The following is a 17,054-nucleotide window of genomic DNA, read 5'->3' on the forward strand; positions in this document are numbered from 1 at the left end:
TGACGCGTCAGCATCTTTTTATTAGCTAGTGCTAATTAGCAGGCATATAGTCACTTCAACATGTGGCCGAAGCGGCAACCGGAAAAGGGAACAGCGCGGCGCCGAGCCACTGCCGCGGTCGTCCTTGCGGCCCTTTCGTCGCTAGGGTTTTTGGTTCCCTCGAGGGCGCATGATGCCCCGTCAGGGTGGAGCTATCCGCTGGCCTGCTGTCACGGCGACGCCGAACGTGGCGAGTGTCAGCGAATCCCAAACGGCGCGGTTCATGTTCGTCCCGGTGGCTGGGTTGTGATCCTGAGGCCCGGGGATCATCGGAAGATCACGCGGCAACAGCGATATTTCATCCCATATGGTGATGAGATTCCGTCGCAGGACGGCGACTATCATATTTGCCTCCATCCGACCCAAGAGCATGAGAACTGTTTTCTTGTCCCGCCGGACTCGATATAATCCGGGAGCCACGCGCGAGCTGCGGCTGAGATGCGGATAGCGCCGCGCCCAGTGCCGCCCGACGGCTTCGATGATGCGTGTAAGCGAAAATCCAAATTTCCCGAATCTTGCGGATCTTCGCTGGGGTGCCGCCTCAGTTCGTACCAAACATGCGCGCCACCCCGCGAAACGTCGCCTCAGTCGAGGCTGGCCGGCGACGAGAACGGCCGATTGGCGTCCACCATGAAGATGGCCAGCTCATCAAGAGCGGTTGTGCCGGCGCTGAACACCTCCATCGGCATGTCGACCCCCTGTCCGACCAGGGTCGTGCCGGCTTCGGCATAGCTCACTCCGGGGGGCGTTCTTTGGCCGAGCTTGCCGCTCAGCACATAGAAGGCCTCCGGTCCCGGATGTGTATGGATCGGCATCTTGGCACCGGGCGCTCCACCGGCACGGTTGACGCGCAGCAAATATTCGCTCGCACAGATCGGCGGAACAGGCCCGATCTCGACACCTTGGTCCCGGCAGGAGTGGTGCCATCCTTCGGCCGAGCGTGAACAGCCAGGCCTTGCAAAATCATGGTTCTGATGCGTTGTCGCAGTAATGGAAGGTGGCGAGATAGCCGGGGAGTACGCGCATGAACTCCTGTTGATGGGTCCAAGCTCTGCACTCCGCCATGGAGGTCATGGGTTTCACGTCGGGGAGCCTGATTAGCTCCCCCTGGTTGGTCAGAAGGATTGTGACAGCGATGGCGGTGAACATGGCCCGGTTATCCATCGATTTAAGGCTGGCGACACAATAACCGCCGGGGTTGGGACGGACGTCGTCTGAGGCAACCTCGTTGACATGGTCAGGACCACAGAATCTCGCGATGCGGGGATCCGGTTTTGCAGCCGTTTGCGTTGCCAAAAGAAGAGCGAGAGCGATGATGAGCTTGGTGCGATTCATGTCGTCCTCCGTTTCATCCGGTGCTGCTGGGATCGCTTGGAGGCGAAGGCCGAATGGGCTAAACTAGGAAGCGCGCCAGGAAGGTGAAATGTCCCGAACGGCCCGTGAAATTGACCTGAAATCTGCTGAAACGATCACGTTTCGCGGTTTTGCCTTCCTGACGGAAAGCAAAGAACTCCGAACCGTCGAAGGCAAAGCGGTCAATCTTCGCAGCCAGTCCGCCGAGGTGCTCTCGGTGCTCGCGGCGCGACCGGGCGAAATCGTGTCCAAGGATGCGCTGATGCAGGCGGTTTGGCCCGAGACCTTCGTGACCGACGACAGCCTCACTCAATGCATTGCCGATATTCGCCGCGCATTGAGGGACGACGCGCACGTGATCGTGGAAACCCTCCCAAAGAGAGGCTACCGGCTGAATGCCAATCCGTCGGACGCGGCGGACGCAAACGCCGCAGCCGACACGGAACGTGCCAAGACACGATTCTCGCAGCGCGGCTTCATTCTTGCTGCAATCGTTCTCGCTCCGGCAGCGATCGGCGCATACTACGGCGCGGAAATATGGCGAGCCGCTCCAGTTCCTTCGAGCGACATGCCGAGGATTGCGATCCTTCCCTTCGACGACTTCAGTACCGGCGCGGATAAGGGATATCTCAGCGATGCCGTCGCCGAGGGGATCATCACCGAGCTTTCGCGGAGCAAAACTTATGCCGTCATCGCCCGAAACTCGAGCTTCAGGTACCGCGACCAGCCGGTCGACACCAGGAAGATCGGAGATGAACTCGGCGTCGACTACCTGCTCGAAGGCAGCCAGCAGAAGGTCGGAGACCGGCTGAAAGTGACCGCCCAGTTGCTGAATGCGCATGACGGATCGCATGTCTGGGCCAACACCTACAACCGGGAGATTGGCAATTTTTTCGTCGTCCAGGAGGAAATCATCCGCACGCTTGCGGATCGGGTCGGGCAGAGAATCCAGCGCCCGCTGCCAAGGAGTGACGCCGCGCAGGTCAGCGCGCTCCGCTACTACCTGATGGGAAGGGCCGAGTTGATGGGAAGGGCCGAGATCAATTTCTCTGCCGCGGGGAACGATCTGCTAAGGCAGTTCAGCCTCAAGGCGATCGAAGCGGATCCGAACGCCCAGTTCGGCTATATCGGGATGGCCTGGTCCTATCGCAATGACGCGGTATTCTGGCACAAGCAGGAAAATAACCCCGACGAGGCGTTGAAGCGGGCTGCCGAATACGCCGACAAGGCTATTCTACTCGCTCCCGACGATTCCGAGGCGCATAACATCCGCGCCAGCATCCACACCGAAGCCGGCGAGATGGAGCAGGCCCTTGCCCGGTACGATCAGGCGATCGCCCTGAACCCCAGCGACTCGAATATCCTCGTCATGAGTGCAGGCGTGCTGCTGAACGTTGGCCGCACGGACGAAGCGATTGATCGGATCGAGCAGGCCAAGGGCATCGATCCCTTCCACCCTGACTGGTTCCACTGGCAGATGGGCTGGGCGCTCTACGAAAAGAACGATTGCGGGGCTGCGCTGACGGCGATGCGGAAAATGTCTAGAATCCCGAGCGGCGCACAGCGCATGCTTGCCGGGATCCACGCTTGTCTGGGAAACAAGCGGGAAGCAAAGGAAGCACTTGCGGTTTTCCTCAAAGACTCGCCCGGCGACTCCATCAGCAAACAACGCAGGCAATGGGAGAAAAACTACCTCGCCCCCGGGGCCCTCGATCGCTGGATCGGACACATGCGGTTCGCGGGGTTGCCGGAGTGAACGGCTGTCCGGTTGTGGCCCGGCAGAAGTCCGATTGGCCGCATAAAAACCGTTGAAGCCTTTGCGTTGTGGACGGTGGTTACCCTCAAAGCAAGATCATCCTTCATAGGAATATTGGGTGCGGGAAAGTCGGCAATGGGGCCGACTTGCGCCATAGTGCGCTCGCACCCCAACTTCTGCGACGGGCCCGATGGCTGCCGTTCATCGGCGATGCCTCGAACTTCCGCAGATGGCGCATTTGGTCCTTATCGGCTGCCGCAGAGCCAATCGCTCTCGAGTGCAGGCACTCCAGTGGAGTCCAGACGTTGGATTGGACCCTCGACCTCTACAAAAGCACACTGAGCTTCCAGTCGGGCTACGAAGCGATCGCTTCGGCGAGAAGTCGTCGTTCTCAATCGGGCGACGGGGGGATACATCGGCGAAGACGGCATAAGGGAGGATGCGCCAGACCGAGCCGACGGAATGGTCGTAGCCAAGGCCTTGGAGCGCATAGCGCCTGGCCGGGAGGCCGCCGCCAGTCAGACTTACGCAGCGCGTCGTTGAGCGAGGTGGAGACCCGAACGGGCTCGACGAGGGTCCACGGCGGTCACAATGTTGTGGTGGTGATCGCAGTAGACGCGATCCGGCGAAGTTGGCCCAGCACAAAAACGATAACCACCGGGTACTGACGGGTCTTCGCTCACCGGGAAGCGGCATTGATAGAGGCCTAGCTGAATGAGGGGGACATCTCTCGAAGTTAGTCTGATATTTTCAGGCATGATGGTTTCCTAGTTCACAGCAATTGCCGGGTGACGGCCGCAGTGCGACCCGTCAGGGGCGAGCTTCTCTCGTTTGGGAGGCTATGGATCACCATATGGTGTTGGCAGCACCGTCAATGAAGCCCGACGCCCTGCTTCTGAAGCCAATAGTTTGCGACTTAAGGCCACACCCGCAAACGCATTGGCAATCTACCATCTTGTCCCCGAGGCACCCGCCCGCCGCGGTTTGCCGGCTAATTCGTGCCGTGTTCGCTGGAGGTATCACTCCTCTCTCAATCCTGCAGTGAGGCGTGGCGAAATCCGAACTCGCCCCGTGATGCTTGACGTGGGCTTTCAGCCCGGCCTGACCCATGGTCGCCGGCCGTTTTTGCCCTTCGGCGGTGGCCCGGCGTGCTCTTGGACACGCTTCCACAGCCGTGCGCGCATCTCCTGGTTCAAGGTGATGAAAGCCGAACCGGCATATTTTCCGGTACCGGGCTTCGCCAGGAAGGCGAATGCCGCCTTGCCCGGCTCGCGCTCGACGCCCAATAGTTCGTATTCCTGGACTGTGAAGCTCTTCGTCTTCAGCCAATTCGTCGTCGGGCCGCTTCGATACGGGCTGTCGGCGCGCTTCGAGACGATGCCCTCAAGGCCCGCTTGGTCGGCAACATACGCGGCGGTAAGTGCAAAGAGGCTCGCAATCCAAACACCACGCATCACACGCTCGGGCGGTCTGCGCATTGTAAACACCGAGAACGCGTTGGCTTAAGCGCAAATCCTAGGGAACATGCTAGAATGTGCGGCTTCGCTCAACTTGAGCAAATGTCCCCAACGACATCTAGGACGCGCTGATTTCCGCTTCTTGAAAGCTTGTTATCATGATAATTTTCAGTCTCCTCGCTTAAGAATATATAGACATTTCAGTCAAACCGGCGGGGGATGGGGAGGATAGGATGAAACTGTTATCGCTTGTTGTCGTAGCTACGTTTTCACTTGCTATGTCCGCTTGGGCCGAGGATCTACCAAGTAGCGCGAAGAAAGCATCGATGGAAGAATTTAAGACTTTTGCTAATGGGAAAAAGGTAAATGTAATTATATACGACGCTGGAGCTGCCATAACTGCCACTCTTGTCTGGAACTGGAAGAAAAAACAGATCATTGGCGAAGCTTTGGTGAACAACAAAACTAAGATAAAGGTCAAAGTTCCATTGACTTTCGACGGCGACAAGGCCTGTTCACAAGACCAAGGTAAACCAGTTTGTCATCTTATCTACATTGACAACGACAAATTTTACGAGGTGCGCGACGACGGCAAAGTCCACGCGACTTCAACGTTGGTTCAATGAGACGGACCACGTCCGAATGGTTTGGTCGGCGTTTGCACGGACCCGCAAATGCCGGCCCTATTCAGTACGCTTGTCAAGTCTTACGACACCTGCACACTCGCCTCCGACTCGAGAAAACTCACCGCTGCCTTTCGCACCTTGAAGCCTGCCGATGATATGGTTTTGCCTTGGCGCACCATCGTCATCGACGAAACTTAAATAGATGTCGAATGCCCCGTCGGCGGTGATTGTTCCGGCCAAAGGCACCATCGCGGAAATTTCCGTTCCATCGATAAAGATTGTCGTTGACTGTTCAGTGTAATCGCAGGCGGAATTACCTGCGCGCCGCGTCAGTGCCCACGCGCCATCAAAAGCCTTTACCTTGACCGGAGCGCAGACACGTTCTGGGATATTCTTGATTGCGCGCAACACCTCTTTCGTCGGCTCTAGGCTGGCAAGCTTCAATCCCCGCTGCTCGGCAAAGGCTTGAAGAGCTTTCCGACTTCCCGGTCCCCATTTGCCGTCTGCCTGTCCGACAAGGCAGCCGACTCGCGTTAGCTCTGTTTGCGTTGCCTTTGTCAACGCGCGCGGATCAGCCAAAGCTTGCGTCACATCTAAATCAGGATGAGCTTCTGCAACCGCCACGCCCGCGATGGAAATCGAGGGGGCTTTGCCACGATCTGTTGCTGCCTGTTCGATCTCGTCGATCTTCAAGCTGGCTAACGCCGCAAAGGCGCCGCTTGGATACTGTCTGAGATAGGCCTCAAAGAAGCGCTTGTCCGTTTTTTCCTTGATGGTCTCCCAATAGGCGACTTCTACGTCCCCTCCTTTCGCACCCGCCGTGACAGCGGTGTTTCCGGACAACGGTTGCAAAATGACGTCGCCCGTCAGCGAGGAGTTGTCCCATGGCACTTGCTTGCCGTCGGTTGCTTCAAGCACATCCCTACGGACGTTGATGAGGTCGCGGGAGATGTCCTGGCCAGGCGTACCAAGATTCTTCAGCAGCGCAGATGTGAACGGCGAGTTCCTTCCCTCGCCGTCCAGCGCAACGTTCCCGGGCTGCGTTGCAAAGGCTATGAGCGATCCAACGCCCGTGCCTAGCTTTGCCAAGCCCCGACCGACCGACCCTGATCGCGTACCCATCGAGCGCCCAAGGTTCTGTGAGAAAGGACTGTCCCGGCAAGCATCCAAAAATACCAGGTTGACCTTCGTGGTTCGCTCCATGGCCGACAAGACGAGGTCCATGGGCACGGCTTCGAAGTCGAGGTCGTTATATGTGGATAGCCGCGCATCAACGGGAGCCATGTAGTTGGTGCCGTTCACCTGGACGCCATGGCCGGCATAGAAGAGAAGCGCCATGTCGGCACCATCCAGCTTGCCGATGAAATCTCGAACCGTGCCGCGCATCCCGCTCAGATCGAGGTCCTCGCCTGCAACCACCTCAAAGCCCAACGCCTGCAGTTTTGCGGTCATATCCACCGCATCATTTTTTGGATTGGAAAGTGGAACCGCGTATCTATAGGCAGAATTACCGATGACCAGCGCGACGCGCCGTTCTGCCCACGCTTGGGCGCTCAGCGAAACTAGAAGAAGCGCAATGGCGAAGCGAAGCGCCATCATGGCTGTATATCCTTAGTCTCGGCTCATTCAGCGGGTTCACCAGTCGATAGACTGGACAAAACCGGAGCAATCTTGCGAGACTGAGCCCGGTGCTTCGCAGTGTCAAGTCCAACGGATAGTCGGTAGTGGATCAGTTTGAAATCTGACGCTGCGCTTTTTACCGGGCGCCGTTCTTCCTCAGCTCTGGGCATATTTGTCAGTTCTTCGGCATTTGGGGTGGCACAAGTTGAACATATGGCGTCGTCGGTTCCTTATCAGGGCGAATGCGGCTGGGGGCCGGCTTCCCGTGTTTGCCGAGCGACCTAATGTATTGATAGAGCGATTGCATATCGCTCTCCTCCATCGCTCGAAGATTGTACCAAGGCATCGGTGGAGACGTTCTAATGCGCTTCAGCATCCCTACGAATCCACGCTCGCTCATTACCGAAGCATCTATCCGAAGATTGGTCGCATAGGTCGTGCCCCAAGGACCGCGCCAACCGACCGAGTTGCCCATTAAAGCCTTTCAGGATCAATCTTGCCTTCTGTTTCGCTGTAGCCTTCGGTATGGCAATCGTGACACCCGCCGATGATTGATACCTGCAACCCTCGTTCGACCGATACTTCGCCTTGAGCGAAGGCTGCAATTGGCATCGTGAGACCGGTTAATAGGAAAAACAGGCTTGTGACACGCATCCTTCCCTCCCATGCGTTCCGCTAAGCATATATGAGCCAACGTCCGAAGGCGACGGCCGCGTCGAGGCCCTCAAATTTCAAACTGACCCACTACCGGACAGTCCAACGGACTTAGCGAAGGGCCTACCGCTAGCCCTCACTTCGCCGGCGGTCTATGCTGTGTAAACTCACGCCGATAGACCGAAACGGATTGCACGCAGCTTGGCCGTCTTCACGCCGATCGGAAAGGTTCAAAAAGGGCGCCTTCTCGCATCGCTCGGATTCTTTTTCATTCTGGGAGCCTGCATTGCCACATTCTCTCCCTCGGGCGAGAAACTGCTGCGCGACGTCTTGATGACGACCATCTCGCCCTTCGTTGCGCCCCCGACAGACATCGTGATCGTGACGATCACAGAGCAGACCTTGGAAAGATTTCCCTATAGATCGCCGCTGGATCGGGGTGCCTTGGCCGACCTCGTGCAGAGAATCGATAAAGCTCATCCGAGAACAATAGGCATTGACTTGCTTTTCGATCAGCCAACCGAGGCGGAGAAGGATCGGCGCCTGGCTGAGGTTATCGAGGCGGCCGAAAGTCCCGTAATTGTCGCATCTGCATCACACGAGGACGACCTTACCGACAAGCAACTGTCGTACCTTAGTCGCTTCGCGCCAAGCGCCATCCGCGGACTGGCGGCCCTGTCTCATGATAGGGTCGACGGGGTTGTGCGGGAAGAATTTCCAGGGCGCCTGGTGAATGGCAACTGGCAACCTAGCTTTGCATCAGCGCTCGCGCAGACCGCCGGCATATCGGCATCGCAGGCTGCGGAGAAGATGGTCTACTATCGGGCTACAGGCATTCATCCGGCACGATTTACAATATATCCGGCGCACGCCGCCGCTTTCGCGCCCCCGGCCTGGTTCGCCGGGAAGTTCGTTTTGATCGGCGTTGACCTCCCGCTGCAGGATCGTCATGCAACCCCCTTTGCCGTGCTGAACGGCTCTGTTGCCGGAGCGCTGCCGGGTGTCGTTATTCATGCCAATGCGCTGGCGAGATTGATCAAGGGCGACAAAATCATTACGCCAGAGGCGGTGGCGGCGTTTGCGCCCTTCGTTCTCGCGACGGCGCTCTGCATCTGGGTCGCTTGGCTCCGCATATCAGTGTTGGTGAAACCTGTGGTCATCATCGGCGCAGTCGTTTCGGTTTTGATCTTAGAAGCAACCGCGTTTGCCAAGGCCGGAATTCTGTTACCTATGGTCGCGCCGTCGATGCTGCTGCTAGGGCTCTCCGGATTCGTCGCAATTCTGGCATGGCACCGGGACTCGAAAGAAAGGCGTTTCGTCCAGAACGCGTTCTCTCAGTATCTCAGCCCGGCAGTCGTGGCAGAGCTAGTCAGCAAGCCGGCGTCACTGCGCCTCGGCGGATCCGAACGCTTGATAACGTGCGTGTTCACCGACCTTGAGGGATTCACCAGTTTGGGCGAACGGACGGAACCAGAGGTATTTGCTACGGTTCTGAATGAATACCTCGAGGCGGTTTGTGGTCTCTTCATTGAACATGGCGCCACGATAGACAAACTAATAGGCGATGCAGTCATTGGTTTTTTTGGCGCACCGGGTGTGCAGGAGGACCAAGCCGAAAGGGCCCTAAAACTAACGCTTGCTACCGTCGCGATGTCTCGAAGATTTCGGACAGATCTAAAGTCTAGAGGCCATGACGTTGGCGTCACTCGTATCGGCGTCCATCGAGGACCTGCAGTTGTCGGAAATTTTGGGGGCAATCGATTCTTCAACTACACGGCCATGGGCGATACGGTGAACACCGCTGCCAGGCTCGAAGGCGCGAACAAGTTTCTAGGTACCGTGAACTGCATCAGCGAGGAGGTGGCGAACTCTTCCGATGACTACCTGCTTCGGCCGTCCGGTGTGTTGTGTCTGAAAGGCAAGACTGAGTGGATCTCAGCCTTCGAGTTGCTGGAAGACGGGCGTATGAATCGCGAGATGGTGGAGGCTTACTCGCAAGCTTACTTGCTGATGTCCGCGCGCGACAAGACTGCCGCTGCTGCCTTTGCATCGCTGGCCATTCAATATCCCAACGATGGCCTCGTTGCTTATCACCTTGGGAGACTGAAGCAGGGTGAGGCTGGCGATAGGATCTATCTTGAAGGCAAGTAAAACAAGCGTATGGTTGAACGTGCGTCATGTATCGGCAACCCAAAATCATTTTCCTACTGGCTGCGGCCATCGCAGCAGTTGGTTCCTGCTCGAGCGCTCTTGCGGCCAGCGAGTATGTCGTTGTCGCTGTCGATCCTCCCGCGGACAGCCCTCAGCTCGGCAAACTGTTCAGACTGGGCGACCTCGTGCATATCGAGGGTGGATCGACTGTCACTTTGATGGGTGACGATGGCTCGGTCACTGCGTTGCCGGGACCCGCGGATATTGTGGTGACCGACGACGCATCGGATTCTGGATCAACGTCTAACGAGGCGGCAGGCGCTTCTTCGAGTTTGACTGCGATTTCGGATCTATTGGGGAATGCCACTGGTCAGCTCCAAACCATAGGTGGATCTCGTGGCGTTTCCGACACGACGGCCGCCACCTTGGAACCTTGGATGGTGCCGGTCGAAAATGGTCTGACAGGCTGCGTTTATGACCTCAAACTGGAGCTTTGGCGCCCACCGGGGCACAGGGCGGATGTTTCGGTTGCCTATAATGAAGAGTCGCTGGCGACAAGCTTGGTCTGGGACAAGGATACCCCAATTTTGGCAATTCCCGGAAACGTGCCACCGGATCTTCGATCCGTTGGGTTGGTGATCGACGATAAGTCATTTCGAATGCCTATCGTGCATTTGCCCACCGGCTTCAGCCCGTCGGATCATGTGGGACTGTATGCCTGGATGATAGGAAGCGGTTGTCTTCTTCAGGCATCCGCCCTGATCCGGAACTTGGCTAACCGATAGACCACCAGGGGTGGTCACTTCACGGCACACTGGAAGCGGTAGAGGCGCGCCTTCGCGTCAACCACCGCCATATCGAGCCAACTTCTCGATGGCGCGCTAAGGAAAGCGATCGCCTTGTGCCCAGCGGGTACGCCGACTGAAAGTTTGCGGCGCACGAATTTAACGCTTTCGTTGACGTAGGCTTGGACGGTTGCCGAATAGCGGCTGAAGTAGATATGCAGGTGGCAAAACGTCGTGCTCTGTTGCGAGGCTATGCTGGATCAGGGGGTCCGTCCAGAAGAGTTCTTCCTGCAGAACCGGCGATCTCGAGATGCCACCGACCCTCCGCATGCCCCCTCGGAACGCTGGAAGAGGGATGGTGCGTCGCACAAAAATATTGCAATGCACTATAAATGCCGTAACGTCAGTTTCGTAAATGAACGAGACGGCTTTTGTGAAAGGCCGTCCACCGGAAAGGATGGAAACTATGGCCAAGACTGCTGACACCGTTGAAAATACCGCATTCCCCACCTTCGACGCGTCGAAGGCTGCCGACCAGGTCCGCGCTGTCGCCGAAAAGGGCGTCGAGCAGTCGAAAGAAGCCTATGCGAAATTTGCGTCAGGCACCGAGACGACCCAGAAGGCTCTGCAGTCGAGCTTCGAAACCGCCAAGACCGTCGGCAACGAGTTGTCGCTGAAGACAATTGCTGCTCTGCGCGCCAATGCCGAAGCCGGCTTCTCGCACCTCGAAGCCCTGGTTGCCGTGAAGTCGCCGTCCGAGTTCATCGAACTGCAGACTGCCTTCTTGCGCACGCAGCTCGAAAAGACCGTCGAGCAGGCCAAGGAATTTCAGGCCGTGACGACCAGGGCTGCCGAAGATGTATCAAGGCCGATCAAGGATGTCGTTGAAAAGGCGATGAAAGATCTCAAAGTCGCCTAATTGAGTCTAAGCGATCGGAAATAACCGCGAAACAACACCTTCTCCAGCCGGTCTTTTTCCTTTTGGCTGGATGCTCTTTGGTGCCTGCGTTGCCATGGCGGTGCGGGCATGGCTCTCTCGGCTGCGATCATCCGCACAATCTGACGGCGGCGAGCGACGAGCCCGGCCAGGGCCTCGGCTTCGGTGCCGCGCAACGGGCACTTGCCGCTTGCTCGACCCAACGAAGGCAGCGTTACGGCAGCATCGGTGGTGTCGGTCCTGGCCCGCTTGCCGAGCGCATTGGCGTAGGCTGTCACCTGCCCCGGATTGACCACGACAACCGCCAGGCTAGACTAGCACCCTGTCCAAAGCGGCAACGGCTAAGCGCGATATCCTGCCCCATTCTTGGCACGTCGAGCCTTGACATTCGCCTGCGGCAAATTCAGCTGGGCCTTCGTTGCACGGATGGCGGTGCGACGCGGCCTTTCATCTGTGAGCGGCAGCGCGGACGCCGTCAAACGGCAGAAACTTCAAATCCATCATGTTGGCTCATTGCCAAAGCACCGCTTCAAGACAACAATGACCTCGACGCCGGCGCGCCAGACGCGCACAAAAAGAGCGTTGGAGGAAATGGAGGAGGAAGCCGCTGGCCAAGTCACGGACGCGCTATGCATGCGGCGTTTCGGTGCTCACGACCGACGAATCTGACGCGGATGCGTTCGCCCGGGCGGTGGCAGCGGAAGCAGCGGCCATTGACGCCGGGTTTGCCCTCCTGTTTTTCTCGCAGAGCCTCATAGAGGCCGTCACCCTGTCGGAAGCGCTGAAGACCCACGCGCCGGCGCTCCACTATGCCGGCTGCTCGACAGCCGGTGAGATAACGCCCAAGGGGCTGGAGGAAGGCCAGATCCTGGCTATGCTGCTTCCCTCCGTATCGTTTTCGGCAGCCAGCACCATGATCGAAAATCTGTCCTCATCGGGCATGGACGGGATTACCGGCGAAGTCGAGGCGCTGAGGCGTTCATTACACGAGCGCCTCGGGCACGAGCGGGCCGACACCACTTTCGCGCTCTGCTTGATCGACGGCCTGTCTTATGCCGAAGAAGCGGTGACCTCCGCCATCCATTGGGGGCTCGACGACATCCCACTGATCGGTGGGTCGGCTGGCGATGATTTGAAATTTGAGACAACACGGCTGATCTCGAACGGCAAAGTGACCTCCGACAGCGCCATCATCGTGCTGGTCACCACGGAAATTCCTTTCCACGTGTTCAAGACCGACAATTTCGTTCCCACCGACGAGAAGCTGGTGGTGACGGCATCCGATCCCGACCACCGCATCGTGCGCGAATTCAACGCCACCATTGCCGCCGAGGAATATGCCGCCTCGGTCGGCGTCGTCGCGCAGATGCTGACGCCACTGAGTTTTGCCTCGCACCCGGTGGTGGTGAAAGTCGGCGGCGAATTTTACTGCCGTTCAATCCAGAAGATGCACGCGGACGGCTCGCTGTCGTTCTTCTGCGCCATCGACGATGGTGTCGTGCTTGCCGTCGCCCAGCCTAAGGACATGGTCGAGGCGACCCGCGCCGCGCTCAGCGACGTCAGCGAAAGGCTTGGCGGCATTGACCTGATCCTCGGTTTCGACTGCGTGCTGCGCCGGCTCGACGCGCGCAATCGGCAGGTCTATCGCGAGATTTCGGAACTCTACAAGGTCAACAACGTCCTCGGCTTCGGCACCTATGGCGAACAGTACCGTTCGATGCATCTGAACCAGACCTTCACCGGCATCGCCTTCGGTGAACGCAATGCGGCCGAAGCGGCGGAGTAGGAAATCCGGGATGCCGCTCAGGAACATCGACGACCTGGAAAGGCTGAAGAAGATCAACGCCGCGCTGATCAGCCGCGTCGAGCGTTCCATGGACCAGCAAGGCAATGCCTTTTCGCTGTTCCAGACCGCCATTTCGCTTGAGAGCCGGGTGCGCAGCCGCACCGAAGAGCTGCATTCGACCTTGCGCCGGCTGGAGCAGTCGAACATCGACTTGAACGCAGCCAAGGAAAACGCCGAGCTGGCGAACCTGTCCAAGACCAGGTTCCTGGCGGCCGCCAGCCATGACGTGCTGCAGCCGCTGAACGCCGCGCATCTGTCGGTCTCGGCGCTTGCTGAAGTACAGACCAGCGAGGAAGGCAGAAAGCTGGTCCGCCAGGTCGAGCGATCGCTGGAGACGATGGAGGACCTGCTCCGCACCTTGCTCGACATTTCCAAGCTCGATGCCGGCGTCGTGCAGCCCGACATCACCGATGTCAGCCTGGAGACGCTCTTTTCGTCTCTGCGCTCGGATTTTCAGCCGGTCGCGGAGATGAAGGGGCTGACGCTGAAGTTCCGGCCGGTCGATGCGCTCGTTCGTTCGGACCGAACCTTGCTGCGCCGCATCCTGCAGAACATCCTGTCCAATGCACTGCGCTATACCCGCTCGGGCGGCGTGTTGGTCGGCACCAGGCATCGCGGCGACACGATCCGCATCGACGTCGCCGATACCGGCTGCGGCATCCCCGACGACCAGCGCGAGGCGGTATTCGAGGAATTCCATCGCGGCGTGATCCCGACGGATGCCGGGCTTGCCGCCGGCGGGCTGGGGTTGGGGCTGGCCATCGTGCGCCGCATCGCCGCGGCACTCGGCCATCCCGTCACGTTTTCGTCGAAGGTCGGACATGGCACGATTTTCCATATCGACGTTCCGGTCGGGATCGGCGACACGGCCGATCCAATCGCCAGCACCGTCGACATGGAGCGGCCGCGCGGCTACGGTCTGTTCGGCACAAGGGTGCTGCTGGTCGAGAACGACATCGACGTGCTGCAGGCGATGACCTCCCTGCTCGAGCGCTGGCAATGCCTGGTGCGCCCCGCCACCTCGACCGGTGACGCGCTCGACATGCTTGGCGACACCGACTGGTTGCCAGATATTGTCATAGCCGACCAGCATCTCGACGGCGGCGACCTCGGCACCACCACAATCGCCAAAGTCCGTGATTGTCTCGGCCGCGCCGTGCCGGCGCTGATCGTCACCGCCGACGGCTCGGAAAGTGTCGCCAAGGCCGCCCGCGCCGCCGGCATCGAGCTGATGCGCAAGCCGCTGAAGCCAGCGCAACTAAGGGCGTTGCTGGCGCATCTGCTGGCTTAGAGAATGGCTAACGCGATCCTCGATTACTTGGGAAAACCGGCGTCATCTCTTTTGACGTCACCGCCTTTTGAATCCTGGAAATTCAAACGAACTGTAGATCATGATCTTCCGGAAATCCGCATAGATTACGTTTCTGCGCGTCACAAATTTTCCTTCATCTGCGATCGCGATGAAAAAATAGACACCATATTCATAGAAGCTGACAATTTGGATCGAGACCTCCTTGATATCCCCTTTTCATCCAGTCGCAACGACGTGCTGAATATCTTTGGCGTGCCCGCAAAAAGCGGCGCGGCACGGAGAGATCCTTTTTTGGGTGAATACGGCCCTTGGGACCGCTTCGACGAGGCGCATCATTCAATACATATCTCATATCACGCTCATGCAAACCGGATAACAAGGGTGACGCTTATGCGCGCCGACGCGGTGCGGTGACTATGCCGGGCATGCCCATGCGCGACTGAGGGGGCCCCGGGAAACCCACAATGACAGTGCAGTTCTACGGCACCTTTGACTTGCCCGTCGGATGGGAAGACATAACTGACAACCTCCCCGAGGGATCGCCGCCTACCTTAGTTTAAAGAATCAGATGCCGGCGGCACCCTTCAATTCTCTATTGCGAAATATCGAAGCGGGAAAAGCCAAATGCAGATTTCGATGTTCTTAGAACGTTTATGGTCGAGTTTTGTCGAAACAATTTCATAGATGTCGAGCGGATTTTGAGAGAAAATTTGGCGACGTAATGTGTGTTGGCGTTTCGTCGCGGACTACAGATCAACCCTTATTGGCCTGGTATTTGTCGAATGGAAACGATTTTGCGTTCGTGACCTACCTCGCGCAAGGCGAGGAATACGATCTCATCGATGAGGTAGGCGAAACGAGAGAAATCATTTCGTCTATATCATTCGGATAGGGAGCAGCAGATCAAACGCCTTTGAGACATTCACCTGATCGCAGCGCCTTGCTGCTTCGTTTGCAGGGGCATCGGCACCGACCCCTCAAAACCCCGCCGGATCGCGAAACAGCTCGGCATTGTCGAGCTTTGAGACCTCGATCACCGCCTGTGTGCGGCTGTAGACGTTGAGCTTGCGCAGGATTTCCGAGACATGCGCCTTGACGGTGGTCTCGCCGACCTGCAGCTCGTAGGCAATCTGCTTGTTGAGCAGGCCCTGGCGCAGCATCTGCAGCACCTTGAGCTGCTGCGGCGTCAGCGTGGCCAGGCGCTGCACCATCTCGGCGCGGTCGGTGCTGTCGGCATCGCGCGGCCGGCCTTCATAAGTCTCGGGAACATAGATCGCGCCTTCCATCACCGAGCGGATGGCGGCCGCAAGGTCGCTCTTGCGCGCCGATTTCGGGATGAAGCCGGCCGCACCGTAGGACAGCGCCTCGGAAATGATCTTCGGTTCCTCATAGCCGGAGACGATGACCACCGGCAGGCGCGGATAACGCGTCCTGAGCTGCAGCAGCCCGTCAAACCCATGCACGTCGGGCATACTGAGATCGAGCAGCGCCAGGTCGAACGGCTTGGCATCCGTCAGAAGCTCGAGCGCCTCGGCAATCGAGCGCGCCTCCACCGTGTCGACTTCCGGATAGGCCATCTGCACGGCACTATGCAGCGCCTCGCGAAACAGCGGATGGTCGTCAATGATCAGGAACCTGGCGCGATCGGTCATCAGCTTCATTTCGGTTTGGTCTGGCCTAGAATAGTCCTGCAACCATGGCCAGCTTATTGGCAAATAGTACATTGCCATCTTGGCCGGCTAAAGCAGAATGTGGCCATGATTTCCGCGGCGCCACGCGGCAGATGTGGCCGTTCTGAAATGCAATGCCTTGCCCGGTGGCCCAGATCGGCCGAATGTGCTGGCGACGGATCGATTGAAACAGAGACAGGTCGTGATCGACTTCCGGCTTCGCGCCACAGCCAGTGACCGCCGGCTTTCGCACTGTTGCCGGCCGCCACACGACGCTTCTCCGACGCCCGCCCTGTTCGCGGCCGCACCGATGGTATCGGCTGGTCTGGGGTCGCGCTGGTATACGGGCTGGTTTCCTGTACAAAACGCAGCAAGCTGATGGTGTTGCCGTTCAAGCCCCGCTAGGCGCTCGATATCGTACTGGTAAGGAGCACCACCTTGCCGCCATCGCGCTTTGGGCGCGACTTTGCCCGCGATATCCAAGCTAGTCCACGATCTGGGCCGCGCCAAGCCAGAACCAACTGATCGCAGTCGCTGGTCTTGAAGCTGTACGATCCGGTTGGACCAATTTCAGCGTATTCCCGTTGAGCCCAGCGCCCCTGAGGCTGACAGCACGTCAGCAATGACTTACGAAGCGTGTCCGTCTACGCGCTCGCCTGCGTTCGTTCCAACGCCTGGGACCGGGCGATTTCGTCCGGCCCCCAAAGTGTCTGATCAGTCGTTAGGCCGGCAACGCGCCGGACCGCTTGGCCGTCCAGGTGGCGATATAGTCCATCAGTCCTGGATTGAGGCAATCATAAGGTTCGAGCCCGATCGACTTCAGCTGTGACCTTATGCCGTCCATGCGG

General features: G+C 58.4%; 14 protein-coding genes and 1 pseudogene. 8 read left to right on the forward strand and 7 right to left on the reverse strand.

The genetic code is table 11. The features are described 5' to 3' along the window. Nucleotides 1-623: 623 nt before the first annotated feature. On the reverse strand, nt 624-854 hold the full coding sequence (locus tag NKH30_RS28775; protein WP_352997646.1) for a hypothetical protein: 231 nt from the start codon (nt 852-854) through the stop codon (nt 624-626). Nucleotides 855-1,002: 148 nt separating this feature from the next. Next, nucleotides 1,003-1,374 carry a hypothetical protein gene (locus NKH30_RS28780; RefSeq protein WP_352820694.1) on the reverse strand — a complete coding sequence of 124 codons (372 nt, stop codon included), beginning with the start codon at nt 1,372-1,374 and terminating at the stop codon, nt 1,003-1,005. 88 nt (nt 1,375-1,462) lie between these two features. Here NKH30_RS28780 and NKH30_RS28785 point away from each other — a divergent pair, with 88 nt between their 5' ends. Continuing rightward, nucleotides 1,463-3,148, forward strand: coding sequence for a winged helix-turn-helix domain-containing tetratricopeptide repeat protein (locus tag NKH30_RS28785; RefSeq protein WP_352997647.1), 1,686 nt, complete (start codon nt 1,463-1,465; stop codon nt 3,146-3,148). A 1,091-nt stretch (nt 3,149-4,239) separates the two neighbouring features. On the opposite strand, the gene NKH30_RS28795 is transcribed toward NKH30_RS28785, so the two are convergent. After that, nucleotides 4,240-4,626: a hypothetical protein gene (locus tag NKH30_RS28795; RefSeq protein WP_352997648.1), complete on the reverse strand. Its 387-nt coding sequence runs from the start codon at nt 4,624-4,626 to the stop codon at nt 4,240-4,242. Nucleotides 4,627-4,838: 212 nt separating this feature from the next. Between NKH30_RS28795 and NKH30_RS28800 the strand changes: the two genes are divergently transcribed. After that, complete coding sequence (locus NKH30_RS28800; protein WP_352503416.1) at nt 4,839-5,231, forward strand: hypothetical protein; 393 nt, start codon at nt 4,839-4,841, stop codon at nt 5,229-5,231. A 57-nt stretch (nt 5,232-5,288) separates the two neighbouring features. Here NKH30_RS28800 and NKH30_RS28805 read toward each other — a convergent pair whose 3' ends face one another. After that, a complete protein-coding gene (locus tag NKH30_RS28805) occupies nt 5,289-6,830 on the reverse strand; it encodes a caspase family protein (protein WP_352541905.1) in 1,542 nt (513 codons plus the stop codon). A 495-nt stretch (nt 6,831-7,325) separates the two neighbouring features. Further along, entirely contained in the window at nt 7,326-7,505 is a 180-nt protein-coding gene (locus NKH30_RS28810; RefSeq protein ID WP_352541904.1) for a hypothetical protein, read from the reverse strand. A gap of 201 nt (nt 7,506-7,706) precedes the next feature. Between NKH30_RS28810 and NKH30_RS28815 the strand changes: the two genes are divergently transcribed. The 6 genes from NKH30_RS28815 to NKH30_RS28840 all read left to right on the forward strand — a co-directional run bounded on the left by NKH30_RS28815 (nt 7,707) and on the right by NKH30_RS28840 (nt 14,950). Then, a complete protein-coding gene (locus tag NKH30_RS28815; RefSeq protein ID WP_352921296.1) occupies nt 7,707-9,656 on the forward strand; it encodes a CHASE2 domain-containing protein in 1,950 nt (649 codons plus the stop codon). A gap of 26 nt (nt 9,657-9,682) precedes the next feature. Beyond that, the gene (locus tag NKH30_RS28820) at nt 9,683-10,441 is read left to right on the forward strand and encodes a hypothetical protein (RefSeq protein WP_352997649.1); all 759 of its coding nucleotides are present in this window, start codon (nt 9,683-9,685) and stop codon (nt 10,439-10,441) included. Between the two features lie 457 nt (nt 10,442-10,898). After that, entirely contained in the window at nt 10,899-11,360 is a 462-nt protein-coding gene (locus NKH30_RS28825; RefSeq protein ID WP_352503409.1) for a phasin, read from the forward strand. Nucleotides 11,361-12,024: 664 nt separating this feature from the next. Beyond that, nucleotides 12,025-13,164 (forward strand): FIST N-terminal domain-containing protein, encoded by a 1,140-nt coding sequence (locus NKH30_RS28830; RefSeq protein ID WP_352997650.1) that lies wholly within the window; start codon nt 12,025-12,027, stop codon nt 13,162-13,164. 10 nt (nt 13,165-13,174) lie between these two features. Then, nucleotides 13,175-14,515, forward strand: coding sequence for an ATP-binding response regulator (locus NKH30_RS28835; protein WP_352503406.1), 1,341 nt, complete (start codon nt 13,175-13,177; stop codon nt 14,513-14,515). Nucleotides 14,516-14,518: 3 nt separating this feature from the next. After that, nucleotides 14,519-14,950: a DUF6392 family protein gene (locus NKH30_RS28840; protein ID WP_352997651.1), complete on the forward strand. Its 432-nt coding sequence runs from the start codon at nt 14,519-14,521 to the stop codon at nt 14,948-14,950. 563 nt (nt 14,951-15,513) lie between these two features. On the opposite strand, the gene NKH30_RS28845 is transcribed toward NKH30_RS28840, so the two are convergent. After that, nucleotides 15,514-16,197, reverse strand: coding sequence for a response regulator (locus NKH30_RS28845; protein ID WP_023679211.1), 684 nt, complete (start codon nt 16,195-16,197; stop codon nt 15,514-15,516). Nucleotides 16,198-16,927: 730 nt separating this feature from the next. After that, nucleotides 16,928-17,054 (reverse strand): annotated as a pseudogene (locus tag NKH30_RS28850) (S-(hydroxymethyl)glutathione synthase); the annotation flags it as partial.

Source organism: Mesorhizobium sp. M1273, from assembly GCF_040318195.1.
Taxonomy (GTDB): Bacteria; Pseudomonadota; Alphaproteobacteria; order Rhizobiales; family Rhizobiaceae; genus Mesorhizobium.

Coding starts and splice junctions, on each gene's coding strand:
- NKH30_RS28775 (WP_352997646.1), bottom strand. CDS start 854: ATGCCGATCCATACACATCCGGGACCGGAGGCCTTCTATGTGCTGAGC.
- NKH30_RS28780 (WP_352820694.1), bottom strand. CDS start 1,374: ATGAATCGCACCAAGCTCATCATCGCTCTCGCTCTTCTTTTGGCAACG.
- NKH30_RS28785 (WP_352997647.1), top strand. CDS start 1,463: ATGTCCCGAACGGCCCGTGAAATTGACCTGAAATCTGCTGAAACGATC.
- NKH30_RS28795 (WP_352997648.1), bottom strand. CDS start 4,626: ATGCGCAGACCGCCCGAGCGTGTGATGCGTGGTGTTTGGATTGCGAGC.
- NKH30_RS28800 (WP_352503416.1), top strand. CDS start 4,839: ATGAAACTGTTATCGCTTGTTGTCGTAGCTACGTTTTCACTTGCTATG.
- NKH30_RS28805 (WP_352541905.1), bottom strand. CDS start 6,830: ATGATGGCGCTTCGCTTCGCCATTGCGCTTCTTCTAGTTTCGCTGAGC.
- NKH30_RS28810 (WP_352541904.1), bottom strand. CDS start 7,505: ATGCGTGTCACAAGCCTGTTTTTCCTATTAACCGGTCTCACGATGCCA.
- NKH30_RS28820 (WP_352997649.1), top strand. CDS start 9,683: ATGTATCGGCAACCCAAAATCATTTTCCTACTGGCTGCGGCCATCGCA.
- NKH30_RS28825 (WP_352503409.1), top strand. CDS start 10,899: ATGGAAACTATGGCCAAGACTGCTGACACCGTTGAAAATACCGCATTC.
- NKH30_RS28835 (WP_352503406.1), top strand. CDS start 13,175: ATGCCGCTCAGGAACATCGACGACCTGGAAAGGCTGAAGAAGATCAAC.
- NKH30_RS28840 (WP_352997651.1), top strand. CDS start 14,519: ATGGCTAACGCGATCCTCGATTACTTGGGAAAACCGGCGTCATCTCTT.
- NKH30_RS28845 (WP_023679211.1), bottom strand. CDS start 16,197: ATGAAGCTGATGACCGATCGCGCCAGGTTCCTGATCATTGACGACCAT.